The sequence below is a fragment of the Pleomorphomonas sp. PLEO genome, from assembly GCF_041320595.1.
Classification (GTDB): Bacteria; Pseudomonadota; Alphaproteobacteria; order Rhizobiales; family Pleomorphomonadaceae; genus Pleomorphomonas.
The window spans coordinates 3,356,611-3,379,927 of sequence record NZ_CP166625.1; the positions used below are offsets into that span (position 1 = coordinate 3,356,611).

Annotated in this window: 20 protein-coding genes and 2 pseudogenes; 15 read left to right on the plus strand and 7 right to left on the minus strand. The window is 57.4% G+C overall.

Annotation, left to right across the window (positions count from 1 at the left end; genetic code table 11):
• Window positions 1–52: 52 nt before the first annotated feature.
• Window positions 53–547 carry a Holliday junction resolvase RuvX gene (ruvX, locus tag AB6N07_RS15530; RefSeq protein WP_370673985.1) on the minus strand — a complete coding sequence of 165 codons (495 nt, stop codon included), beginning with the start codon at window positions 545–547 and terminating at the stop codon, window positions 53–55.
• 77 nt (window positions 548–624) lie between these two features.
• Window positions 625–1,512, minus strand: a complete 888-nt coding sequence (locus tag AB6N07_RS15535; RefSeq protein WP_370673986.1) for a diguanylate cyclase — start codon at window positions 1,510–1,512, stop codon at window positions 625–627.
• Between the two features lie 441 nt (window positions 1,513–1,953).
• Between AB6N07_RS15535 and gatC the strand changes: the two genes are divergently transcribed.
• From gatC to AB6N07_RS15590, 11 genes are all read left to right on the plus strand, one after another.
• Window positions 1,954–2,241 carry an Asp-tRNA(Asn)/Glu-tRNA(Gln) amidotransferase subunit GatC gene (gene gatC, locus AB6N07_RS15540; RefSeq protein ID WP_370673987.1) on the plus strand — a complete coding sequence of 96 codons (288 nt, stop codon included), beginning with the start codon at window positions 1,954–1,956 and terminating at the stop codon, window positions 2,239–2,241.
• 45 nt (window positions 2,242–2,286) lie between these two features.
• Window positions 2,287–3,762, plus strand: a complete 1,476-nt coding sequence (gatA, locus tag AB6N07_RS15545; RefSeq protein WP_370673988.1) for an Asp-tRNA(Asn)/Glu-tRNA(Gln) amidotransferase subunit GatA — start codon at window positions 2,287–2,289, stop codon at window positions 3,760–3,762.
• Between the two features lie 101 nt (window positions 3,763–3,863).
• A complete protein-coding gene (locus AB6N07_RS15550; protein ID WP_370673989.1) occupies window positions 3,864–5,261 on the plus strand; it encodes an esterase-like activity of phytase family protein in 1,398 nt (465 codons plus the stop codon).
• A gap of 176 nt (window positions 5,262–5,437) precedes the next feature.
• Window positions 5,438–6,916: an Asp-tRNA(Asn)/Glu-tRNA(Gln) amidotransferase subunit GatB gene (gene gatB, locus AB6N07_RS15555; protein WP_370673990.1), complete on the plus strand. Its 1,479-nt coding sequence runs from the start codon at window positions 5,438–5,440 to the stop codon at window positions 6,914–6,916.
• Between the two features lie 208 nt (window positions 6,917–7,124).
• Window positions 7,125–7,904 carry a motility protein A gene (locus AB6N07_RS15560; RefSeq protein ID WP_370673991.1) on the plus strand — a complete coding sequence of 260 codons (780 nt, stop codon included), beginning with the start codon at window positions 7,125–7,127 and terminating at the stop codon, window positions 7,902–7,904.
• 36 nt (window positions 7,905–7,940) lie between these two features.
• Window positions 7,941–8,804, plus strand: coding sequence for a flagellar motor protein MotB (locus AB6N07_RS15565; RefSeq protein ID WP_370673992.1), 864 nt, complete (start codon window positions 7,941–7,943; stop codon window positions 8,802–8,804).
• Between the two features lie 71 nt (window positions 8,805–8,875).
• Window positions 8,876–9,172 (plus strand): hypothetical protein, encoded by a 297-nt coding sequence (locus AB6N07_RS15570; protein ID WP_370673993.1) that lies wholly within the window; start codon window positions 8,876–8,878, stop codon window positions 9,170–9,172.
• A gap of 113 nt (window positions 9,173–9,285) precedes the next feature.
• Entirely contained in the window at window positions 9,286–9,993 is a 708-nt protein-coding gene (locus AB6N07_RS15575) for a glutathione S-transferase N-terminal domain-containing protein (RefSeq protein ID WP_370673994.1), read from the plus strand.
• Window positions 9,994–10,413: 420 nt separating this feature from the next.
• Window positions 10,414–10,554, plus strand: coding sequence for a hypothetical protein (locus tag AB6N07_RS15580; RefSeq protein ID WP_370673995.1), 141 nt, complete (start codon window positions 10,414–10,416; stop codon window positions 10,552–10,554).
• 253 nt (window positions 10,555–10,807) lie between these two features.
• On the plus strand, window positions 10,808–11,074 hold the full coding sequence (locus tag AB6N07_RS15585) for an SEL1-like repeat protein (protein WP_370673996.1): 267 nt from the start codon (window positions 10,808–10,810) through the stop codon (window positions 11,072–11,074).
• Window positions 11,075–11,261: 187 nt separating this feature from the next.
• On the plus strand, window positions 11,262–11,939 hold the full coding sequence (locus tag AB6N07_RS15590; RefSeq protein WP_370673997.1) for an orotate phosphoribosyltransferase: 678 nt from the start codon (window positions 11,262–11,264) through the stop codon (window positions 11,937–11,939).
• A gap of 75 nt (window positions 11,940–12,014) precedes the next feature.
• On the opposite strand, the gene arsC is transcribed toward AB6N07_RS15590, so the two are convergent.
• Entirely contained in the window at window positions 12,015–12,446 is a 432-nt protein-coding gene (gene arsC / locus AB6N07_RS15595) for an arsenate reductase (glutaredoxin) (RefSeq protein WP_370673998.1), read from the minus strand.
• A gap of 398 nt (window positions 12,447–12,844) precedes the next feature.
• Between arsC and AB6N07_RS15600 the strand changes: the two genes are divergently transcribed.
• Entirely contained in the window at window positions 12,845–13,249 is a 405-nt protein-coding gene (locus AB6N07_RS15600) for a transposase (RefSeq protein WP_370673999.1), read from the plus strand.
• Between the two features lie 21 nt (window positions 13,250–13,270).
• Here the strand turns inward: AB6N07_RS15600 and AB6N07_RS15605 are convergent.
• A pseudogene (locus AB6N07_RS15605) lies at window positions 13,271–13,741 on the minus strand (transposase); the annotation flags it as partial.
• A gap of 510 nt (window positions 13,742–14,251) precedes the next feature.
• On the opposite strand from AB6N07_RS15605, the gene tnpB reads away from it, so the two are divergent.
• Genes tnpB through AB6N07_RS15620 form a run of 3 tightly spaced genes read left to right on the plus strand, consistent with a single transcriptional unit; the run spans window position 14,252 to window position 16,909 of the window.
• Entirely contained in the window at window positions 14,252–14,590 is a 339-nt protein-coding gene (gene tnpB / locus AB6N07_RS15610; protein ID WP_370678168.1) for an IS66 family insertion sequence element accessory protein TnpB, read from the plus strand.
• Window positions 14,591–14,645: 55 nt separating this feature from the next.
• Window positions 14,646–16,298, plus strand: a complete 1,653-nt coding sequence (locus AB6N07_RS15615) for an IS66 family transposase (RefSeq protein WP_370674000.1) — start codon at window positions 14,646–14,648, stop codon at window positions 16,296–16,298.
• The gene (locus AB6N07_RS15620; protein ID WP_370674001.1) at window positions 16,295–16,909 is read left to right on the plus strand and encodes a plasmid pRiA4b ORF-3 family protein; all 615 of its coding nucleotides are present in this window, start codon (window positions 16,295–16,297) and stop codon (window positions 16,907–16,909) included. The genes AB6N07_RS15615 and AB6N07_RS15620 overlap by 4 nt, the downstream gene beginning before the upstream one ends.
• Window positions 16,910–16,949: 40 nt before the next feature.
• Here AB6N07_RS15620 and AB6N07_RS15625 read toward each other — a convergent pair.
• The 3 genes and pseudogenes from AB6N07_RS15625 to AB6N07_RS15635 all read right to left on the minus strand — a co-directional run.
• Window positions 16,950–17,684, minus strand: a pseudogene (locus AB6N07_RS15625) (IS256 family transposase); the annotation flags it as partial.
• A 237-nt stretch (window positions 17,685–17,921) separates the two neighbouring features.
• Window positions 17,922–21,998, minus strand: coding sequence for an ankyrin repeat domain-containing protein (locus AB6N07_RS15630; protein ID WP_370674002.1), 4,077 nt, complete (start codon window positions 21,996–21,998; stop codon window positions 17,922–17,924).
• Complete coding sequence (locus tag AB6N07_RS15635; protein WP_370674003.1) at window positions 21,995–23,080, minus strand: toll/interleukin-1 receptor domain-containing protein; 1,086 nt, start codon at window positions 23,078–23,080, stop codon at window positions 21,995–21,997. The genes AB6N07_RS15630 and AB6N07_RS15635 overlap by 4 nt, the downstream gene beginning before the upstream one ends.
• Window positions 23,081–23,317 lie beyond the last annotated feature (237 nt).

Consider the following 23,317-nt stretch of genomic DNA (forward strand, 5'->3'; position numbering starts at 1 on the left):
ATTCATTCGCCACGGGCAATCCCAGCGCCGATCGAATGAATGCGTCGACGCGTCAGAGGCGGCGTGGATCGTCGGCACGCGCGGCAAGATGAAGGCGGTCCAGGAATCCCTGCAGGATAAAGCTCGCCGCGAGCTTGTCGACCACTTCGTCGCGCCGTCGTCGCGAGGCATCCGCCTCGAGGAGGGTGCGCGTAACGGCAGCCGTTGATAGCCGCTCGTCCCAAAAGATTAACTGTCGGCTGTCGAGGGGAGCGAGGTTGCGGGCGAAAGCGCGGGTCGACTGGGCGCGTGGGCCTTCGCTGCCATCCATGTTGATCGGCAGGCCCAGCACGTAGGCGCCGACGTTATGCCGGTCGGCGAGTTCGATCAGCGCCGCGGCGTCCTTGCCGAACTTGACGCGAGAAAGCGTCACGAGGGGCGTGGCAATCAGAAAACGTTCGTCGGAAAGAGCTATGCCAATCGTCTTGCTGCCGAGGTCCAGGCCGAACAGGCGGCGGCCCGGTGGCAGCGTGGACACAAAGGCGACGGGGTCTCCGGTCTCGGTCATCGTTTCTGCCTTGTCGTGCGCAGGAGGCGGCACCCACTATCACGTCAGGCGTCACAGCCCAAGCCTTGGCGTTGAAGTCAGGAGACGATTTCCGGTGACATCGCCGACACGCGATCGCGACCCGTATTCTTGGCCTGATATAGCGCCGAGTCCGCGCGACGATAAAGGTCGTTGACCGTGTCTCCCGGTCTGAACTCCGCGACTCCAAAGCTTGCCGTCAGTTGGATGGTGTTGTCACCGCGCTCGATGACCAGTGCGCTGACTTGCCCACGCAGATAGTCGGCGACCGAGATGCTGCCGTCGATGGGAATGCTCGGCAGGATCACGGCGAACTCTTCTCCTCCGATGCGAGAAAAGTGGGCATCTGACGGCACGCGAAGTGTTCCCACGCACCGTATCACTTCGTCGCCGGCATCGTGACCGTGGATGTCGTTGATGTGTTTGAAGTGATCGATGTCGAATAAAATGAGTGAGAAAGTGCCGCCAAGCTCGGCCGCGGCGATTTCCGCGTCGAACCGCTGGCGGAAGGCACCACGGTTGAAGAGGCCGGAGAGGGGGTCGATAGTCGCCATGTCGATCAGCCGGCGCTGCATGATCAGCGTGCGTTCAGCCACTCTCAAGCGGGCATTGAGTTCGTCCTGACGCGGCGGCTTTGACATGAAGTCGTCGGCGCCGGCGTCGAGCACGCCGATGGAATGCTGCGCATCGTTGGAGGCCGACATGCCGATCACATAAAGCGGCCGGCCAGCATCGGCGATAAGGCGAGCCTCCCAGCACAGTTCGGTGCCGGAAACGCCTCCGATCTCGAAACTGGTGATCAGCACCTCGGCCTGCGGTGTCGTTTGGATGTAGTAAAGCGCCTCGCGACCGTCGGTGAAATAGGCGACGTCGTCACCACGAGGTTCAAGCATCCTCTGCAGGATCATCAGTCCGGTACGACTGCCGTCGACGAGCACGATGTGCATAATGAGCTTGGTGTACCTGAAAGGTGGCCAAGCCACCCCCGAAAAGTGCGGAACTCATAAACTGTTTTTGTCGAATTCATCAATGAAAAAACAACGGATTCCCGCCAAATTCGGTTCATTAAGCAGAACTTCACCAGGATGATTTCCCGCAAAAACGCAGTCTCTATGTCGTAGAATTAAAATATTGCGATAGATCAATGTGTTAAACGACAAGAAAAGGGCCGCCGCGACCGCACCGGCTTGCTAGCCCTCCGGCTCGGTTCAACGCCTCGGTGCTATCCGACCGTCTCCCTTTGAGGTTGCAGGGACTAAGCGGTGCGACTCACCGGTTCGTCTGCCGCCAAATTGTTCGCCATGACGTCGGAGCATGAGGAAGCGGGTGGCTCCTGGCCGCGACCGGTGCTATACGCGGGACATTCCAGTCTGTTCGAGGGAATCTACATGTCCGTGGATACGGCTACCGTGCGCCGCGTTGCGCGTCTCGCCAGGATCAAGGTCACCGATGACGAGGCGGAGCGCATGACCAATGAGCTCAATTCCATCCTCGGATTCGTCGAGCAACTGAACGAGGTCGACGTGGCCGGTATCGACCCGATGACCTCGGTCGTGTCGGTGAAGATGCGTCGCCGGCAGGACGTGGTCACCGATGGCGAGGATGCCGTGGCGGTGACGAGCAATGCGCCCGTTTCCGAGGACCATTTCTTCCTGGTGCCCAAGGTGGTCGAGTAACTCCCGCCAGACACCAGCTTCTCAAGACTTTTCGGGATTTCCGCCGTGACCGATCTCACCGCACTCACCCTTGCCGAGGCGCGCGACGCGCTGAAGGCCAAGACTTTCACCGCCGTCGAACTGACCGACGCTTATCTCGCCGCCATGGAAAAGGCGCGTGTACTCAACGCCTATGTCACCGAGACGCCGGAAAAGGCCCGTGACATGGCCAGGGCATCCGATGCGCGTATTGCCGCCGGCAAGGCCGGCGCGCTTGAAGGGCTGCCGCTCGGCATCAAGGATCTCTACGCCACGAAGGGCGTGCACACCCAGGCCTGCAGCCATATTCTCGACGGCTTTGAGCCGCCTTACGAAAGCACGGTGTCGGCCAATCTTTGGGCCGATGGAGCAGTCATGCTCGGTAAGCTCAACATGGATGAGTTTGCCATGGGCTCGTCCAACGAGACCAGCTATTACGGTTCGGTGGTTAACCCGTGGCGGCGTAACGGCTCTGACGTCAATCTGGTACCGGGTGGCTCGTCGGGTGGCTCGGCCGCCGCTGTTGCCGCGCGCCTCTGCCTTGGGGCGACGGCGACCGACACCGGAGGTTCGATTCGCCAGCCGGCCGCTTTCACCGGCACCGCCGGAATCAAGCCGACCTACGGTCGCTGCTCGCGCTGGGGTCTTGTCGCCTTTGCCTCTTCGCTCGACCAGGCCGGACCGATCGCGCGTGATGTTCGCGACGCGGCGATCCTGTTGAAATCGATGGCTTCGGTCGATTTCAAGGACACCACCTCGGTCGATATTCCCGTTCCCGATTACGAGGCTGCCATAGGCAAGTCGGTGAAGGGGCTCAGGATCGGCATCCCCAGGGAATATCGGCTCGATGGCGTGCCGGCCGAGATCGATGCGCTCTGGCAGAAAGGCATCGACATCCTGCGCGAGGCTGGGGCCGAGATCGTCGATATCTCGCTGCCGCACACCAAATATGCCCTGCCGGCCTATTACATCGTGGCGCCGGCCGAGGCGTCCTCGAACCTCGCCCGTTACGATGGCGTGCGCTATGGCCTGCGGGTGCCGGGCTCCGATATCCTCGACATGTACGAGAACACTCGGGCGGCCGGCTTCGGTGCCGAGGTAAAGCGCCGTATCCTGATCGGCACCTATGTGCTGTCAGCCGGCTATTACGACGCCTACTATCTGCGCGCCCAGAAGGTGCGTACGCTGATCAAGCGCGACTTCGAGACGGTCTATGCTCAGGGGGTGGACGCCATCTTGACGCCGGCGACGCCCTCGGCGGCCTTCGGCATCGGCGAAAAAGCCGATGCGGATCCTGTGGAAATGTATCTCAACGACGTGTTCACGGTGACGGTCAACATGGCTGGTTTGCCGGGTCTTGCCGTGCCCGCCGGCCTCTCCGCCGAAGGGCTGCCGCTCGGTCTGCAGTTGATCGGCCGGCCGTTCGACGAAGAGACGCTATTCACGCTCGGTTCGGCGATCGAAAAGGCTGCCGGCACGTTCAGCCCGACGCAGTGGTGGTAGGATTATAAATGGTCGTGCCGGCTCAGCGGGCACGACCTTCACACCAGCGTCAAACAACCGACATATCCAACAACCTTGATGGTTTCACCAAAGAGGTTGTCATGAAAAGTCTTACATGCCTTTCTGTCTTCGCAGCGACGCTTCTTACTGGTGTCATGGCCTCGGCCGCGTCCGACCTGCCGGTCAACAAAGGGCTTGTCGCCGCCGGTCGTCTGCCGGCTGATCTTCGCGATAGCTTCGGCGACACCTTCGGCTCCGGCTCGGGCATGTCGGTGCTGGATTGGAAGAAGACGGACAAGGGCTACCAGGGGTCGTTCCTGCTGCTGCCCGACCGCGGTTATAACGTCGAGGGTACGACGGACTACAGCACGCGCGTCAACGTGCTTTCGATGTCCTTCGCCGCGCCGGAGATTGGCAAGGCCGCGACCGCCGAGCTGACGCTCGACAAGACATTCCTGCTCACCGACAAGGCCGGCAAAGCGATGACCGGCCTCGATCCGGTTGCCATCAATAAAGACAATGGCCCCGACCTTCCTGGCGCTTCCACCGGCGCGGTCAGCCTCGATCCAGAGGCGATTGTTCGCTTGCCGGATGGTTCGCTGATGATCTCCGACGAATACGGCCCGGCTATCTATCACTTCACCGGTGAAGGCAAACTGGTCTCGGCAACGCTGCCGCCGCAGGCGTTCCTGCCGATGCGCAAGGGCTCGCTCAACTTCTCGTCCAACAATCCCGGTGCCAACGCGCCCAAGCCCGACCCGGAGGATCCGGAGACTGGCCGCCAGAACAACCAGGGCTTCGAAGGCATGGCTCTCAACCCGGCCACGCAGGAGCTGACGGTGGTGCTGCAAAGTGCTACCCGCCAGGATGGCGGCGAAAAGAAGACGACCCGCTTCAATACGCGCGCGCTGGTCTACGATGCGACCAATCCGGATGCCTTGAAGCTCAAGGCCGAATATGTCGTGCCCCTGCCGACATTTAAGGACGCCGAGGGCAAAACGCTGGTGGCCGCTCAGTCTGAGCTGTCGATCCTGCCGGATGGCCGGTTGCTGCTGCTTTCACGAGACAGCAACAATGGTTGGGGCGTCAAGGGGGAGTCATCGCTCTACCGTCGCGTCGATCTTCTCGATTTCACCGGCGCCACCAACATCGCCGGCACCGATTTCGATGGACTGAAGCCTGTGGCACCAAAGGGACAGCTCGATCCGTCGGTCATCGCTGCGAAGCTCACGACCGTCATCGACATGAATGACAATGCGGAGTTGGCCAAGGCGGGCCTCCATAACGGTGCGCCGCATGACGCCAGCGACCTTTCGGAAAAGTGGGAATCGATGGGTATCGTGCCGGCGTTCGATCCGGAGCATCCCAAGGACGTGCTGGTGCTGATCGCCAACGACAACGACTTCCTGACCACGCGGGGGCATCAAGTCGGAGCCGACTACAAAGCCGACGCCGATGTCGACACCATGGTGCTGGTCTACCGCCTATCGCTTGATTGATCCTGTTCGCAGCAGAACGGACACCGGGCGCCGCGTCATCGCGGCGCCCATTGTCGTTTTCGGGTCGATCTCCGACCGGTGGGATGCTGGAATGACGCGCCTTTCCCGTTTACCTGCGAAGCAAAACGGGCTATCCCGCCAGACAGATGTCGTCTGATCTATCCGAGAGACCCACCATGAACATGGCAGTCCGCACCCCCGACCCCAAGAAGCTCATCAAGGGCGCCACCGGCGACTGGGAGGTCGTCATCGGCCTTGAGGTGCATGCTCAGGTCACCTCCAATGCTAAGCTGTTTTCCGGGGCCTCGGCGGTGTTCGGCGCCGAGCCGAACATGCACGTCTCGCTTGTCGATGCGGCAATGCCGGGCATGCTGCCGGTGATCAACGAGGAATGCGTGGCGCAGGCTATTCGCACCGGCCTTGGCCTCAAGGCGGAGATCAACCTCTATTCGGTGTTCGACCGTAAGAACTACTTCTACCCCGATCTGCCGCAGGGCTATCAGATCAGCCAGTACAAGCAGCCGATCGTCGGTGAGGGACAGGTGCTGCTCGATATGCCTGAGGGCGTCGTCGAGATCGGCATCGAACGGCTGCACCTTGAGCAGGATGCCGGCAAGTCGATCCACGACCAGCATCCGACGATGTCCTTCGTCGACCTCAACCGTTCGGGCGTGGCGTTGATGGAGATCGTCTCCAGGCCAGATCTCCGCTCGTCGGAGGAGGTCAAAGTCTATCTCGCCAAGCTCCGCACCATTCTGCGCTATCTCGGCACTTGCGATGGCAACATGGAGGAAGGCTCCATGCGGGCCGACATCAATGTTTCGGTGCGCAAACCCGGCGAGCCGCTTGGCACCCGTTGCGAGATCAAGAACGTCAACTCGATGCGCTTTGCCGCCCAGGCGGTGGAGTACGAGGCGCGCCGGCAAATCGGCATCCTTGAGGACGGCGGCAAGATCGACCAGGAGACCCGTCTCTACGATCCCAGCAAGGGCGAGACGCGGTCGATGCGCTCCAAGGAGGAGGCACACGACTATCGCTACTTCCCCGATCCCGACCTTCTGCCGCTCGAGTTGGATCCGGTCTGGGTGGAGAGCCTGAAGGCCCTCCTTCCCGAGTTGCCGGACGAAAAGAAGGCCCGCTTCGTGACCGAGTATGGCATCACCCCTTATGACGCCATGGTCCTGACGCTCGAACGTGCATCGGCCGACTATTACGAGCAGGTTGCTAAGAGCCGCGACGGCAAAGCCGTTGCCAATTTCATGATCAACGAGCTGTTCGGCCGTCTCAACAAGGACGGCAAGGGCATCGAGGTGTCGCCTGTGTCTCCCGCCCAGCTGGGCGCCATTGTCGACCTGATTGGTGATGCAACGATCTCAGGCAAGATCGCCAAGGATCTGTTTGAAATCGTCTACACCGAGGGCGGCGATCCGAAGAAGCTGGTCGAGGAGCGCGGCCTCAAGCAGGTCACCGACACCGGCGCCATCGAGAAGGCCGTGGACGAGGTCATCGCTGCCAATCCGGAGAAGGCTGAGCAAGCCAAGGCGAAGCCGACGCTGAGTGGCTGGTTCGTCGGTCAGGTGATGAAGGCGACCGGCGGCAAGGCCAACCCGCAGGCGGTCAACGATCTTGTCAAACGGAAGCTGGGCATCGAATAAAGGCGAAGTGAGGCGGCATAAGCTGCCGTCCCAGTTGCGCAATTTGCTCCAAGGCGGCCCTCGGGCCGCCTTTTTTGTTACCTAGGGAGGGTTTGATTAACCCTGTTTGTTAAGCCTGCCTTATCCCCATGATCCGTAATGTCGAAATGCCGGGGTTCCGCGGCGCAAGCCGCTCTACGTGTCTCATTCCCCCCGGGTTGAGCGACCGATGGACATTGCAACCCTTCTCGGCGTTTTCGGCGGTTTTGGTGTGCTCTATTTGGCCATCGCCCTCGAAGGCTCGAACATCATGATGTTCATGAACCTTCTGGCGACCAATGTCGTGATCGTCGGCGCGCTGGTCGCGCTCCTCGGGCGCTACACTCTGAAGACGTTTCCGATTGCCGTGTTTGGCGGCTTCAAGGAAGCGGTCATGTACAAGACGCATGATACCTTCCATTTGCTCGACCAGTTGACGGAGATCGCCGAGGTTGCTCGCAAGCAGGGGCCGCTCGGCCTGGAAAAGCTCGAGATTGACGAACCCTTCCTCAAGAAGGCGATTCAGATGATCGCTGACGGCTATTCGGGCGAGACCATTCAGCACGTGCTGGAGCGTGAGCGCGATCTGCAGCACGAGCGCCTGCACATGGGGCACACCGCTTGGGCCAAGATCGCCGAGGCGGCGCCGGGCATGGGCATGGTGGGTACCATCATCGGCCTTGTCTCGCTGTTCGCCCACATGTCCGATCCTAAGCAGATCGGCCCTGCCATGTCCATCGCGCTACTGACCACGCTTTATGGCGCTGTGATCGCCAACGTGATGGCGGCGCCCATTTCCGACAAGCTCGCCAACCGGGCCAACCATGAGGCCGAAATCCAGTCGATGATCATCGACGCGGTCTTGATGATCCGTGAGAACAAGAGCCCCAAGCAAGTGCACGAGGAGCTTCTATCCTACCTGCCGCTCAAGCATCGCGCCAAGGCTGAGGCCGAGAAGGAAGCGGCCTGACGGCCGGATTGACCGTAGATACGGAAGGGCGGCGGGATGAGTGCCAAGAAGAAGGGTGGCGGTGGCGGCGGACATGGCGGTGCGCCATGGGTCATCACTTTCGCCGACCTGATGAGCCTCTTGATGGCGCTCTTCGTGATGATCGTTTCGTTCTCGAACCAGGACGAAGCTAAGCTGAAGGAAGCTGCCGGCTCGATGCGGGATGCCTTCGGTTATCAGTCGGTACAGCGACCTGCCGGCATGATCGAGCAGAGCGGATTGCCGGAGCGGAAGTACCTGCGCAACGTCCAGCCGATGTCGCTGTCCGACGCGGTAGAGTTCGCCAGCGACTTCAAAGACCAATACGAGAAGCAGGGGCCGGAGGTAAACACCAACCGGTTCGAGAAGGCCGCCGAGAGCAAGCCGCGCGACTATCTCACCGCATCCGAATCGCTGCGGCAGGCGCTGCAGGATCTGCCCGATTACGCCGAACTCTCCAAGCAGATTATCCTCAATGTCGCCAACGACGGCCTGCATATCTCGATCATCGATCAGGATGGCCGGCCGATGTTTGCTTCGCAATCGAGCGATCCGACCGATCGGATGAAGATCTTGTTGTCCCGCATTGCTCCGGTCATCCAGCAGATGCCCGGACGGTTGCAGATCATCGGGCACACCGAATCGACCGGTGACATGGCCGTTCCCGGAGGCGCGGCTTGGGCTCTTTCGGCCAAGCGCGCGCTCTCGACGGCGGAAATCCTCGGCAGCTTTGGCCTCGGCCCGGGCAGCCTCGCGCAGGTGATCGGCGTTGCCGACAAGGATCCGATGTTTCCCGATGATCCTTTCCTGTCGGGTAACCGCCGGATCGAGCTTGTACTGCTCAAAGAAGCACCGGCGCTGCCAAGCGATAGCCCGTTCTAAAAGGTAAACGTAAGGCCGGGACAAGCGAGCCGATGCAGGCTTTGCCGGATTTTGTCCGACAAGGTTCTGCCATGCCCGATCCCAACGCGCCGGATACCGACAATCGCCGCCGGGAAGATCGCCATAGGACGCGGCTCAGGGCCGGCATCTTGCGCGGCCGGGATGGCCGGCGCCTCGCCGACTGCGTAATCCGCGATCGTTCGGCAGGTGGGGCGAAGCTCTATCTTATCGAGGAGCGGCCGCTACCGCTTGAGTTGGAACTGGAGGACGAGGCGGATCATCGACGTTATGATATCCGTATCATCCGTCGCAAAGGTCCGGAGATTGGGGTCGTCGTGGAGTGCGAGAAGGGAATCCCTTCCGCCTGAGGTCGGGAGTCATCGCAAACACGGCGAGTTCATCACCAGCCCCTTTTCGTCGCTGTGGCGGAACAATATGCTGGCATCTCAAGCCGATCTCGGAAACAGGCGAGGAGAAGCCGATGACTGCGACCCAGACCAAACCGATCGACCTCTACTATTGGCCGACGCCCAATGGCCACAAGATCACCATCATGCTTGAGGAACTGGGCGTTCCCTACAACCTGCATTTTATCAATATCGGCAAAGGCGACCAGTTTCAGCCAGACTTCCTAACGATTTCGCCCAACAACAAAATGCCGGCTATCGTCGATCCCGAAGGTCCCGACGACGAGCCAATCTCGGTGTTCGAGTCGGGCGCCATCCTGCTGTATCTCGGCCGCAAGTTCGGCAAGTTTTATCCCCAGGACGAGCGCGGCCGCGTCGAAGCGGAGCAGTGGCTGATGTGGCAGATGGGCGGCTTTGGCCCCATGCTCGGCCAGAATCACCATTTCGCAATCTATGCGCCGGAAAAGATTCCCTACGCCATCAAGCGCTACCAGGACGAGACGCATCGCCTGTATGGCGTCCTCGAAAAGCAGCTTGCCGGCAAAGACTATATCTGCGGTGACTATTCCATTGTCGACATGGCCTGCGTCGGCTGGGCGCGCGGCTGGGAGCGGCAGGCGATCGAGGCAGCTGAATTCCCGAACGTGATGGCCTGGATCGACCGGGTGTCGAACCGGCCGGCCGTGGTGAAGGCGCTGGCCATCACGGCACCGACGCCGCCGAGCAATCTGGCGGACGACAAGGAGGCGCAGAAGGTGCTGTTCAATCAGCGAGCCCGCTGAGGGAAGCGCTCGCCGGCAATACCTAATCCTTTCGTATTAATCTTACGATTAAATCTTATATCGCCCCGGTGTCGTTTGGACGCCGGGGCTTTTTTCTTTGAAAGTATTATTCCATCCGATATTCAATCACCTGTAGGATATTATTTCCAAATTTATGTATTTTAAGTGTCATTATGAGAAAATACTCCGGCAGGACGGCGTACTTGTCATATCTGACACTCGTAATGGAGGTCAGGCGCGGCGATGTTGCAAGCCTTCGCGGATATAAAATTACCCTTGAAGCATCTCCGCAATCCCAACATCAAGGTTGGCGACGGGTGTCGGCACAAACGTGACATGTATTACATAATCTCTGCTGTGCAACATAATAAATACACTTGTGAATGTATCGTTGAGGATATGAGCCTCGGCGACTGCAGAGTGAACAACACCGATGGGCTGCTCGTGGTTGGCGAGACGGTGGTGATCAACATTGCCGAGCAGAAGATGTCACTGAACGGCATGATGATGTGGGTTCGCGGCAAAGCGGCCGGGCTCTGCTTCAATCTATCGAGCCACTAATCTCCATCGTGGTTTCCATATGGTTTAGAGCTGCCGGCGGTGTGTCGAAACCGGCAACGTAGATTCCCGCGAAAACGGCGGAATCGATGGTTTATTTCTCCTTTACATAACCTTCCGTTCAGTTTTTGTTTGGCGATTGTTAAGTCTGCAATTTAATCTGCTTTTTAATCAATTGGCGCAGCATGATGACATCTTCTGAAAACGAAGACACGAGGCAAAAGACCTCGAACAATACACAACAGGGAATGTCATTATGGCCCGTCTTGAATTGAATTCGACCGATCAAATGGCTGGCGGCGCCGGTGCCACCAGCGATGTCCTCTACGAACTCGGCGTGATGTATGCCGTTGGCCGCGACGTGAAGCAGAACCTCATCGAAGCTCACAAGTGGTTCAATATCGCCGCTTTCCGCGGATCTGAGAGTGCCGCCCGTTATCGCCGAGAACTTGCCTTTGAGATGTCGATGTCCGATATCGCCGCGGCCCAGCGCGAAGCGCGCGAGTGGATTTCGCTGCATTGATTGACGCGGCTGGCCCCGGAACGGGCCTCGCGGCAAGAAATGGAAAACGCGCGCCCAAAAGATCGGGCAACTGACGGCGGTTCTTCCTGGGGGAAGGGCCGCCGTTTCGTATTGATGAGGTGGTGAAAGGCAGGACAGGACGGACAAGCTATGCTATGGCCGGGCAAATCAGCTAGGGGACCCGCCTATGGACAAGTCGTTCATCGCCCGAGAGACCGCCCGCCTTCTTCTGGAGGTCGAGGCCATCCAGTTCAATCCGGAAAAGCCATACATCTTCACGTCCGGCTGGGCGAGCCCGGTGTATACTGACTGCCGCAAGCTCATCTCCTTCCCGCGTCTGCGCAAGCGGCTGATGGCTTTCGCCGAAGAAGTCATCCTCTCGGAGATCGGAGCCGAATCGCTCGACGCGGTGGCCGGCGGCGAGACGGCTGGTATTCCCTTTGCGGCCTGGCTGTCCGATCGGCTGGAATTGCCGATGCTCTACGTGCGCAAGAAGCCGAAGGGCTTTGGCCGCAATGCCCAGATCGAGGGCGACGTCAAGGAAGGCGCCCGTGCCATCTTGGTCGAGGATCTTGCCTCCGACGGTCGTTCCAAGCTGATCTTCACCAAGGCTATGCGCGACGCCGGCCTCAAGGTGAGCCACGCTTTCGTCGTTTTCCACTACGGCATCTTCCCGTCGTCGACCGAGGTGCTGGCCGCCGATGGCATCACGCTGCATGCGCTTGCCACATGGTGGGACGTTCTGGCCGAAGCCAAGGCCTCGAACCGCTTCCCAGCGGCGATGCTGGCCGAGGTGGAGAAGTTCCTGCACGCCCCGGCCGACTGGTCGGCTGCCCATGGGGGCAGGGCATCCTTCGAGAGCTGATGGAGGTGGGACAGGCCGAGAAGCCCGTCCCAAGCTGGAAACCCTGGGTGCTACGCGCTTGGAGCGGCCACAGCTTTACCCAATCCGCCTGCCCGCGGCATCGATCACCAGTTCGCCATCCTCCTTGGCGAAGGGGCCAGGCGGCAAGCGGTCGAGAAGGTCGAGCACCTTCTCGCTCGGCCGGCAAAGGGCGGTGCCCTTGGCTGTAACCACGATCGGCCGCTCGACGAGAACAGGGTGGGCGATCATCGCCTCGATGATGTCTTCGTCGGGGACCGAGGGATCGGTGAGCCCGAGTTCGACGGCCGGCGATTTCTTAACCCGCAGCGCGTCACGCGGGCTGATCCCGGCGGCGGCGAACAAGGCGAGAAGCTGCGGCTTGGTCCAGCCTGTCTTGAGGTACTCGACGACCGTTGGCGCGTAGCCGGCGGCCTCCACCATACGAACGACGTTGCGCGACGTGCCGCAGTCGGGGTTGTGGAAGATGACGATGTCGGTGACAGGCATGCGAACCTCCTTGGATTGCCTCCTTTATAGCTAGTGCGGCGTCAGCGGAAACGATTTGCCGTCCCTCTCGTCCTTTTGAACTCGTCTCTCCCTCGTCTTTTTGAGACTTTTGGCTTATGGGAGCGGAAACCAATGCGATAAGGACACCATGAGCCACTACGCCGCCCCCGTCTTTGCCGTGGCCCCCATGCTCGATTGGACGGCACAGCATGAATAAGTACATAAAATCAATATTATATGCTTTTCCCGGCACTATGTTGTGAGCTTGTTGTAAAATCGCCCAGTCCCCCCATGGGTACCACCCCATTTGGGAGCAAGGGGCTCCTCCGCTTGGTCTTCAACCTGAACAGTTGCTTGGGCTTACCACGAGCCCGCACGACATGGACAGGAGCCCAACCATGCCACAGATCATCGGCGGCTGCAGTCTCTCCCGCGCCTTCATCGACGTCTGCATCAATGCCGGGCGAACGACGTCGAGGATCGAGAACATCAAGCCCGCCGTCGCCCAATGGCTCGGAACCCTAAAGCCTACTGCTCTCATCGTCTTCGAAGCGACCAGCGGATGTGACGGAATCCTCATTGAAGCCCTCGATGAAGGCAAAATCGCCTATGCCCACGTCAATCCACGTCAGGCACGCGAGTTTGCCCCCACACTCGGCGTTCTTGCCAAGACGGACAAGGTCGTCGCCCGCGTCCTGGCCCAGATGGGGCAGCGCCTGCCGCTCACCCTCACGGTGCCACAAGAGCCCGACAGAGATCGTGTCCCTTGGCGTGGTGTAGCTGGCGCTGCTGGTCACCGTTAAGTTCGGCTCGGGCCTGCTTGATCAGTTTGTCACTGCCGGCAAGCTGACGAAGGGATCATTGCCCATCTGCGCGATGGTTTCCAGCGTCATGTATCTAGCGCGTAGGACGGCCCATTCGTCGTTTTGTTCCAGCAGCAAGGCCCCGACGAGACGAACGATCGCTTCGTCATTTGGGAAGATGCCAACCACTTCGGTGCGTCGCTTGATCTCGCCGTTTAGCCGCTCGATCGGGTTGGTGCTATGCAGCTTCGCCCGGTGTTCTTTCGGAAAGGTCATGTAGGCCAGCACATCCTCTTCGGCGTCATCCATGATCGTGGCCAGTTTCGGGACTTTGGGACGGATCTGGTCGGCAACGGCACGCCATTGGGTACTGGCGGCCTCGGCGGTCTCCTGAGCAAAGGCCGTGGCGATGAAGGCAGAGACGACGCGGCGACCGCTCCTGCCGGCATGGGCCAGCACGTTGCGCATGAAGTGGACTCGGCAGCGTTGCCAGGGTACCCCTCCGGAGAAGGCCGCCTTGTGAGTTTGGATTGTTGCGAAGAATCTCCGGCTGTTTTGATCCGGCAGTAGTGCCGGCATTAATGCTGGAGAGGCTGTTGTGGTTGGAGATGAGGTTTTCACCCGGCGCCGACGCTGGACGTGGGACGAGAAGCGGGCCGTTGTCGCGTAGGCTATGTCGACGGGCAACGTGCTTGGGGTAGCAAAGCAACACGGCATCCAAGCCCAGCAAATCTACTGCTGGCGGGATCGGCTTGCGAGCGCAAGAGACGCTGCAGAGTTCGTGGCTGTTTCGCTTGCCTCAGACAGTTTGGCCCTTCCGGCTCCGGATGGTGTGCCGTCCGAAGAGCCGGCCGATTGTCAGATGGGTTCCGGCAGCGGATTGGGTGAACGGGTGGAGATTGCGGTCGGGGACAGGCTGGTCATCAGGCTGACGTCCAGTTCGAACGCGGACTTCCTGGTACAGGTCGTGGCCGGCCTGATGGGGTGCCGGTTGTGATCCCGATGCCGGCCGGCGTGAAGGTGTGGCTGGCGACGGGCCATACGGATATGCGCAAAGGGTTTGCCGGGCTGTCGCTCCAGGTTCAGGAGATCCTGCGCCTCGATCCGTTTAGCGGCCACGTATTCGTGTTCCGTGGACGTCGGGGCGATCGTCTGAAGGTGCTCTGGCATGATGGCCAAGGGGCCTGCCTGTTCATGAAGCGTCTGGAACAAGGGCGGTTTCTGTGGCCGTCCGTCGCCGATGGCGTGGTGACGATCAGCGTTGGCCAACTCGGCTATCTTCTCGAAGGCATCGACTGGCGGAACCCGCAGAAGGTGTGGCGGCCCAGCCGGGCCGGGTAAGCGGATGGGGCTAAAATTATTGGTCAACGCACTGTTTTTGTGATTCAATCTGGCCATGGAAGACGACTTGGCCACGCCCGGGGATGACATCGACGCGCTGAAGGCGGCGCTCCGTATTGCACGGGCTGAAGCCGAGCATGCGGCTGCGGAACTCGCCGCCGAACGAGCCCGGCGGAGCGAAGATCAGGCCCTGATCGCCCATCTCAAACTGACCATCGAGAAGCTTAAGCACGACAAGTACGGCCCCCATTCGGAGCGGACTGTCCGCCTTCTCGATCAGTTGGAACTGCAACTGGCTGATCTTGAGGCTGCGGCGACGGAAGACGAACTGGCAGCCGAAGCGAGTGCCAGGCGCACGACGACGGTGTCGTCCTTTGCACGCCAGCGGCCCTCGCACCGGCCGTTCCCTGCCCATTTGCCGCGCGAGCGTGTCATCGTGCCCGGTCCGACGAACTGTTCCTGTTGTGGTAGCAATCGGCTGCGCAAGCTGGGCGAAGACATCACCCAGACGCTGGAGGTCATCCCCCGTCAGTGGAAAGTGGTCGAGACGGTCCGCGAGAAGTTCACCTGCCGCGACTGCGAAGCCATCAGTCAGGCGCCGGCGCCGTTTCATGTCATCCCGCGCGGGCATGTCGGGCCGAACCTGCTGGCGATGATCCTGTTCGAGAAGTTCGGTCAGCATCAGCCGCTCAACCGGCAGAGCGAGCGTTACGCCCGCGAGGGTGTCGCTCTCAGCCTGTCGACGTTGGCCGATCATGTCGGAGCGGCGGCCTTCGTTCTGAAGCCCTTGTTCGAGCGGTTGGAATCCCATGTGTTCACTGCCGAGCGACTGCATGGCGATGACACCACGGTGCCTGTTCTGGCCAAGGGCAAGACGATCACCGGGCGGATGTGGACCTACGTGCGGGATGATCGCCCCTTCGGCGGTCCCGAACCGCCGGCAGCCGTGTTCTATTACTCGCGGGATCGTGCCGGGGAGCATCCGGAGGCGCATCTTGCAGGCTATAGCGGCCTATTCCAGGCGGATGCCTATGGTGGGTATGCCGGGCTCTATGCTCCAGACCGTAAACCAGGCCCGTTGCTGGAGGCGGCCTGCTGGGTTCATGCACGACGTCCGTTCTTCCTGATGGCCGACATCGAGGCGGCGGCGCGCCGGAAGGTCCAGTCCAAAGGCCGGGTGGCGCCGGTTGTCTCGCCGATCGCTCTCGAAGTCATCAGGCGGATCGATGCCCTATTTGCCATCGAGCGGGATATCAATGGCAAGCCAGCCGAGGAACGACTGTCAGCTCGCCAGCAACTGAGCCGACCGCTTGTCGACGATCTCCATGACTACATGGCGGCGGAGCGCGCCAAGCTCTCGCGCGGCAGCGAAGTTGCCAAAGCCATCGACTACGTGCTCAAGCGCTGGCCTGCCTTCACGCGCTTTCTCTCCGATGGCCGGGTTTGCCTCAGCAATAACGCCGCCGAACGCGCGTTGCGTGGCCTCGCCCTTAGCAGGAAGTCGTGGCTGTTCGCAGGTTCCGACCGAGGCGGGACCCGTGCTGCCATGATGACCAGTCTCATCGTGACCGCCAAGATGAACGACATCGATCCACAAGCTTGGCTCGCCGATGTCCTTGCCCGGATTGCCGAACTGCCGCAGGGCCATATCGGCGAGCTTCTGCCGTGGAATTGGAAAGCCTCCACCGAGGAGCCCCTGGCAGCATGACGCGCTCACCGAGATCGACAGGCACGGCCACTTCCGTTGCAAGATTGAAGGTTGTGCTCGACGACGTCGAGCCTCAAGTCATGCGGCGGCTGGATGTGCCGCTCAACATTCGCCTCGATCGGCTGCACGAGGCGCTGCAGGCCGCCATCGGCTGGTCCAACAGCCATCTCTACGAACTGGTCTTCAAAGGTGTCGGCTTCGGCCTTCCCGACGACGGCTGGGGCGACGGTCCAATGGATGCCCGCAAGGCGAGGCTCATCGACATCGTTGAGGATACCGGCGCCAAGTCGTTCAAATATCTCTACGACTTCGGCGATGGCTGGGAGCACTCGATCAAGATCGAGAAGATCATGCCGGCGATCGATGGCGTCTCCTATCCTTGCCTGATCGAAGCCTCAGGAGCCTGCCCGCCCGAGGACAGTGGCGGTCCATGGGGATTCATGGAAGCGCGACAAGCACTTGCCGATCCTAACCACGAGCGCCACCAGGAAATCCGCGAATGGTGGGGCATCGAAACCTACGACCCAGCCGCCGTGGACATCCCAGCCATTGAAGCGTCCCTCGAAAAACTCGCCAAACGATGGACACCAAGGCGAAGAGCCCCGAAATAAGCGCGAACAATCGCCTCTGCGGCCTTCGGCGGAGGGTTACTTGCCAGGTGGCGCTGAGCACCTTGGAGACGGCCGCCTTGATGCCTTCGTGGGCGTCGGAGATGACCAGCTTGACGCCCCGCAATCCACGTCGGGTCAGCTTGCGCAGGAACTCGGTCCAGATCGGTTCTGCCTCGGAAGTGCCGATCTCCAGCCCCAGAACCTCGCGCCGGCCATCGGTGTTAACGCCGATGGCGATGATGACGGCCACCGAGACGATACGCCCACCTCGGCGAACCTTGAGGTAGGTGGCGTCGATCCACAGGTAAGGCCAGTCGCCTTCAATCGGTCGATCGAGGAAGGCCTTCACCTTGTCGTCGATCTCTTCGCACAATCTCGACACCTGGCTCTTGGAGATGCCGGACATGCCCATGGCCTTGACCAGATCATCGACCGAGCGTGTAGAGATCCCCTGAATGTAGGCTTCCTGGATGACGGCCGTCAGCGCCTTCTCAGCCATGCGGCGAGGTTCGAGAAAGCCTGGGAAATAGCTGCCTTTGCGCAGCTTGGGGATACGGAGCTCGACCGTGCCAGCCCTCGTCTCCCAATCACGCTCGCGGTAGCCGTTGCGCTGGACGCGGCGTGACGGATCCTTCTCTCCATAGCCGGCGCCCGTCACGGTGCCGACCTCCAACTCCATCAGCCGTTCGGCGGCAAAGCCTATCATCTCGCGCAGAATGTCGGCGTCAGGGGCTTGTTCCACGAGGTCGCGGAAGTTCATCATGTCCTTGGTCATCGGTGGTCTCTTCGGTCTGGAGTTGGAGTTAGCAACCAGACCCTACCGAACATTGCCGGTGACCACCTCACTCAGGACCTACACAACGACTATGGACGGCATCACAACTCCTGGCTTCCTCAATGCAATGATCCGAAACAATCAGCCTATCCGGCTATGACAATAACACAGTTGCCCCGTTGCGTTTTGACACGGGCAATCAACTCAGAGTTAGATGGATCTTAGGGCAATGCCAAGTCACCCAAACACCGTGGGGGAGGTTGGAACTCGAACATCAAGATTACGTGCCAATAGTTTTTCGTCCATCAGATCTATTACCCCTCTAACCTGATTCCGGTTCATACTGTCGTTGATCTTAAATTTAATTGATCTCTTTGTTACATAAATATTTGTTTTAAATAATGCATTTCCAAAAACTACCGACGCAGATAGAGTAACTCCATGCATATCCTCCATCGTGACAGTCAGTGGAGTAATCATTTTTTCTACTGACTGCTTCCGTCGCTTTCTGGCGGTCTCTGACCATAAAATGTCATCAACGCTATCGACGATCTGAAATCTTCCCAGTTTTCCTCGCACAAAATGAAAGAAGAATCTGACGTAATCGCGAACCGCGTCACCTTTGGAAATATCAAAAATACGTTCGCAAAGCATATATATTGGCTCATTTGTCCAATCTAGGAATGTGACATTGTTGTTCCGTTCGACGATAACGAACTGCTCATTCGCCCCCGGTAAATCCTTATGCTCGATAGCCAGAAGCTTACAGCCCCTCAGGAAAGTGAGCGGTGCTTGTTTTATGATCCAGCCGCTGGGCTCGCCAATTAATTCGTCGATTTGACAAAGTCTCTGCTTAACTGGGTCAGCTTCGCGTAAAACAAAGGGACTAAATTGAAGAAATGTCGCACCAATGCTGACTTTCTGGAAATTCCAATGGTCCGGCTCACTTGCGCCCGCGCCGATCAGAGCTTTGGTCGTTCCGTGCTGTCCAACTTGGGAAGCCTCTTCAGCATAGCGCGACAGGTCTTCGTGACTGATGATACCGTCAGCCAATGGTAGCAGTAAGTGCAGCGCCTCAAGCTTTCCCTTCAACGCAGCTTCTCGGATCGCTTGGCCCAAATCGGGTGTGAAGGTTGACCGAGACGCCAGAATGGCTTGTAGCGATGGAATATTGCCCTCGCGCGCCGCCATGACCAACTCAGGTAGCGAAGGAGATATGTCCGGGGCGCGTCCGAATCGGTGAGGGTTTGCAAAAAACACCTCACTATTAATAACACGCAGAGCTTCTTTGGCTTCATCGCTTTCTTTGCGTCGCTCCGCATAAGAACGCAACAAATTTACCGCATTTCTTGCTCGAGTAATTTTCTTTTCATCACCAGCACTTTGCAACTGCATTATTGCAAGCCTAAAGGCATCTAGCGAGCTAACTGAAGATTTCAGAAATGGATTCGCCCCGACTTCTTCGCGAAGCAGAAATGCAATGCAGTCGATACGCCCCTTCCCTATAGCCCTCATTAGAGGAGTCCAGCCGGAGCCAGTTTCCAAGACGTTCCAATTGATGTTATGATTGGAAGAGTGTATTGTAATCAGTGTTTCGAGATCACCATCATCGGCTGCGTAATGCAGGACGCTCCATGAATCGTATAGGTCAAGCCGGGCACCGTGACGGATAAGGGCATGGAGGCAAGCGCGACGAGCCGAATTTCCCATAGTTGCCAACACATAGCTTACCTTGACCACTGCCGGATCGCCTGTATTGTTGACGGCGTCAGCATCTGCACCAGCTTCCAGTAGCGCCTCGAGAGCCTGAATATTTCCTTCCGTAGCGGCATTGTGCAGTGGTGTATCTCCGAATTCATCCCTTGCGTTAAGAATTTCAGAAAGCGCAATGCCTTTCACTTTCGCAGCCTCTAGCAAAACTGGGATAGCAGATATTTTCCCTCTAGATATAGATGCTATATGCAGCGGCGTACTGCCGTTTTGCGTTCTAGCCAAAATATTTGTCGTTGGTAAAGTACATAGATATTGCGTTACTAACGATGTATTTGCCTGTTCGCCAAAGCACGCCACGTGAATTAAGCTCTGATTGTCTTTTGTTTTGTGATCAGTATTAAATTTATATTTATTGATAAGCTTTTTTGTGTATAATATATCGTCAGCACGAACAGATTCTGTAAGTGCGTTCCAACTTCCTTCCGCAAGAAAGTCTATACGTTGGCCTTTCGATAACAAATAAGAGATTACTTTATGATGTTTTTGCTGTATAGCCCATATAATTGGCGGCCCACCGTCTAAAGAAACGTGTAAGGGGTCGACGTTACATTTTTTAACAAGATATTTTATGCCGTCAATATTTCCTGAATAAGCACAATAGTGAATTATACTCGCGCCGAGAGTATCAAGAACATTCGGGTCGGCTTTGAATCTCTCAATCATTTTTTGGGCGAGGTCGTTGCGACCAGCAAAAAACGCCCATGCAAGTGGAGTCATTCCCAACGAGGTTGTTCGCTTTAACAATCGCGGGCCTTCTTCACCCTCGAATACCGACTCCTTAACGGACACGTCGGAAGAATAAAAGGCTTTATCGGAGCGATCGTCGCCGGTTATGGCCGCCCAGAAAGCACGGTGGAGTTGGGCTGAATCAGAACCTCGATCGAGAGTGTCCAAGAGCTGCTCAAATCCCAGTTCACGCAACTTCTTAACGGATGCATAAGCAGCCGCTAAGGTACCGCCCTTGACGCTCACAATCAGTTGTCGGCGATGCCACAAGATCATGCGTTCTCGAGTATAGTCGACCATAATGTCTGGCCAGGTCGGATCAAATTCCTCTTCCAAAATATCGCCATCCACCCCAACACCGACAGGTAAATGTACGTCGCTGGGGCTTCGGCCTCGCGCCGCCCAAAGTGCGGCCTCGGCGTAGCGGCTGGCCTCTACCAATTGGGCCGCAGCATCCCAATCTCCCCCATATCGTCGTGCCCATCCTGGGCTATGTTCGGACATCCAGGACGCGCGATCAGCCGACACTGCGACTGACAACAGCATCCGGCTGTCGATCTTGTAATTTTCCGTAGCCACCCGCAGCGAATGCCAGATCAAGGCATCTTCATTTTCCCTGTCGAACCAGCCTATGTGGCTTGCGACAATCTTATTCCAATTACGGATTAATGCCTCATGGCTGATATCCACCAGCGTTTCAGGCGCGAGCGGCTGATCGCCATAAGGACGTAGCAGGCAGGCCTCTGGCCCGCGAAAGCAGGCCAGAAGCGGCTGCAAAATCACGTCGTCCGCGTCAACATTTTCTTGTATTTCTCGATAAGTCTGCGGTCGTCGAATTGCGAGCCCGTCCGCATTGCGGCTGATCAGAGCACGAAATATGCGTTCAACAATTAATGTTTTCGCGGAATCGCCTCCAGTCGCTTTGTACAATATTTCGTTGGCATGACTTGAGATCAACGTCGATAGAGAACCTGCGCTCACATAATCTTCGACAGTCAGATTTGGCGCTTCGTCCGTTTGACATTTTAGTGCCCACAGCCGGCTGAGACCATGCTGAAGCAGCGACAGGCGATCTTGTCCGTTACTTGCCTCATTAGCCAAAAGTCTGGCTAATTTGTCGTCTATTGACCCGCCATACAGTGCTGCAGGAACCGATATTGCGCGTAGTAGGGCTTGTGCCTTCATATAAGGCACTAAATATTGGGTTCTATTCACGATCTCTGCAAAGCCCTCATATTGGGCGCATTTACCTAGATATTCCGTACGCATCGTTATGATGACATACAGACCATTTGGTTTCTTTGTTGCCAATTCATTAAGTATGGAAATTATTATATTTGCATCGGCCGTTTCATTAAATCTCGAATACTCGAACAACTCCTCGAATTGATCAATAATAATGCATAAGCAGTTATCTTCTTTACAGTCAAGTAGTTCAATTAGGTGCTCTATTATGCCAGTTCTTTTGCGGAATGCCCGCCGGAATGCGCGAACATTCTCGTCAGACGCATCTCCCTTTACCTCGGCTAGGCCTGCAGCAAGATTGTGAAGCGGAGAATTGCCGGGCTGGGTTATGCAAGTGCGCCAGCACCCCTGGGCACGCGACTGGTCCAGTTTGAGTAGCGGCAGAACTCCGGCGCAAACGAGCGAGGATTTGCCCGATCCCGAATCGCCATGGATGGTGACTAGTGAGTTCTCCGCCAACAGTCGAACGACATCCTGGACCATCTCCTCGCGTCCAAAGAAAATATTCGATTCGCTTGATGAATACGAGCGAAGGCCAGGATATGGGCTGGTGGGAAGCCGTCCGTTCATCGACATTGCTCTCGAATGTAGGTTTCAATCAAATTTGCCAGCTTTGGGGCGTCGAGTTGCACATGACCCATCGCAGGAGATAGAAAACCCTGGCGCGTTGTCACCTGTTGGGGATCTGTTATGGGGTCGCCCACCACAATCGGAATGCGGCGATTAGGTCTTTCTGATTTTGCCAAAACAGTATTAACCAAGCCATATACGTAGTAGGCTTCAGATTCTAGATTAGCATTTTCTTCTGGAGCAATTAATAAAACGCCGTCACATTGGTCGATCTCTGCCGCGATGCGTTCACCTTCTTTAAGGCGCCCCAAGAGGTTGGGAGCCACCGCAACGGGACGCCCGGAGATGGGATCAAGACCGGCTTTGGCGAGTGTTACCGCTATTGCTTTTCGTTCTTCGACAGAAACATCTTTACCGTATATATATATCTTCAAATTTGAGTTCTTAGTTGAATATATATCTTTCTCTTCTCTCTGTTTCTGCTCTGCGATAGCGCACATCGTGTGAAGTGACCTACATAAAACATCAATGAAATCTGCCATTGCTTTTTGGAATTCAGGATCTTTGATTTTATCCTGGTCCCTGTCCTGCCAGCCAAAAGGTCTTATTACGCGCAAATTTGGTATTGGCTTGTAGAAATCGATTCCGAGGAGATCCTGTAAGTATAGGCTAGTCTTAAAAGATTTCCAATTCGGATCTTCAGATGGAGGTGCGCAAACGTTGATTAGTAAGATCCGATCGGATTCCGCCCATCCACGCCGAGCTTGCTCATCTCGCCACCACTCTAGTTCTCTTTTGCAATAATCCGATTTTGGATATTCGTGAGATACAAGAGGTACAAATATTGCTGAGGACCTTGCGTTAATTTCCAAATGAGAATTAAAATTTTGGGAACGACTTATGTCATCATGATCCCAAAAAATACTAGGGACGCAACTAAACTCGAACTCTAATTCCTCGACCAATATTGGTTTAATATGCCTAACCCATCTTATAAAGGCGGACTCTCCTGTCTTACGCTGATCGTGCCACCGATAGCTAAGAAATATGTCGACCGGAAATGCCTCACCTAGAATGGACATCGGGTGGCTTACCTATTTAGAGAGAAATCTACTGATTTAGGGCTATTTGATACAATCAGAAACGATTAAAACGATTTTCTCTGGTCAAGAAGGTCCTCGAGGTACGTTTCGGATGTTCCTGAGACCCCGGTAGATTACGAAGCCGCGTTGGGGAAACACAATGTGGGTACCCGCTAAGGGAGTGCACTGTGAACATAAGAGTGTACTAAAAAAGGACTGAATGGACGTCTGTCCAGA

Bases quoted from the DNA above. Each gene is read 5' to 3' on its own strand.
- ruvX (WP_370673985.1), bottom strand. From the start codon at position 547: ATGACCGAGACCGGAGACCCCGTCGCCTTTGTGTCCACGCTGCCACCG.
- AB6N07_RS15535 (WP_370673986.1), bottom strand. From the start codon at position 1,512: ATGCACATCGTGCTCGTCGACGGCAGTCGTACCGGACTGATGATCCTG.
- gatC (WP_370673987.1), top strand. From the start codon at position 1,954: ATGTCCGTGGATACGGCTACCGTGCGCCGCGTTGCGCGTCTCGCCAGG.
- AB6N07_RS15550 (WP_370673989.1), top strand. From the start codon at position 3,864: ATGAAAAGTCTTACATGCCTTTCTGTCTTCGCAGCGACGCTTCTTACT.
- gatB (WP_370673990.1), top strand. From the start codon at position 5,438: ATGAACATGGCAGTCCGCACCCCCGACCCCAAGAAGCTCATCAAGGGC.
- AB6N07_RS15560 (WP_370673991.1), top strand. From the start codon at position 7,125: ATGGACATTGCAACCCTTCTCGGCGTTTTCGGCGGTTTTGGTGTGCTC.
- AB6N07_RS15565 (WP_370673992.1), top strand. From the start codon at position 7,941: ATGAGTGCCAAGAAGAAGGGTGGCGGTGGCGGCGGACATGGCGGTGCG.
- AB6N07_RS15570 (WP_370673993.1), top strand. From the start codon at position 8,876: ATGCCCGATCCCAACGCGCCGGATACCGACAATCGCCGCCGGGAAGAT.
- AB6N07_RS15575 (WP_370673994.1), top strand. From the start codon at position 9,286: ATGACTGCGACCCAGACCAAACCGATCGACCTCTACTATTGGCCGACG.
- AB6N07_RS15585 (WP_370673996.1), top strand. From the start codon at position 10,808: ATGGCCCGTCTTGAATTGAATTCGACCGATCAAATGGCTGGCGGCGCC.
- AB6N07_RS15590 (WP_370673997.1), top strand. From the start codon at position 11,262: ATGGACAAGTCGTTCATCGCCCGAGAGACCGCCCGCCTTCTTCTGGAG.
- arsC (WP_370673998.1), bottom strand. From the start codon at position 12,446: ATGCCTGTCACCGACATCGTCATCTTCCACAACCCCGACTGCGGCACG.
- AB6N07_RS15600 (WP_370673999.1), top strand. From the start codon at position 12,845: ATGCCACAGATCATCGGCGGCTGCAGTCTCTCCCGCGCCTTCATCGAC.
- tnpB (WP_370678168.1), top strand. From the start codon at position 14,252: ATGCCGGCCGGCGTGAAGGTGTGGCTGGCGACGGGCCATACGGATATG.
- AB6N07_RS15615 (WP_370674000.1), top strand. From the start codon at position 14,646: ATGGAAGACGACTTGGCCACGCCCGGGGATGACATCGACGCGCTGAAG.
- AB6N07_RS15620 (WP_370674001.1), top strand. From the start codon at position 16,295: ATGACGCGCTCACCGAGATCGACAGGCACGGCCACTTCCGTTGCAAGA.
- AB6N07_RS15630 (WP_370674002.1), bottom strand. From the start codon at position 21,998: ATGAACGGACGGCTTCCCACCAGCCCATATCCTGGCCTTCGCTCGTAT.
- AB6N07_RS15635 (WP_370674003.1), bottom strand. From the start codon at position 23,080: ATGTCCATTCTAGGTGAGGCATTTCCGGTCGACATATTTCTTAGCTAT.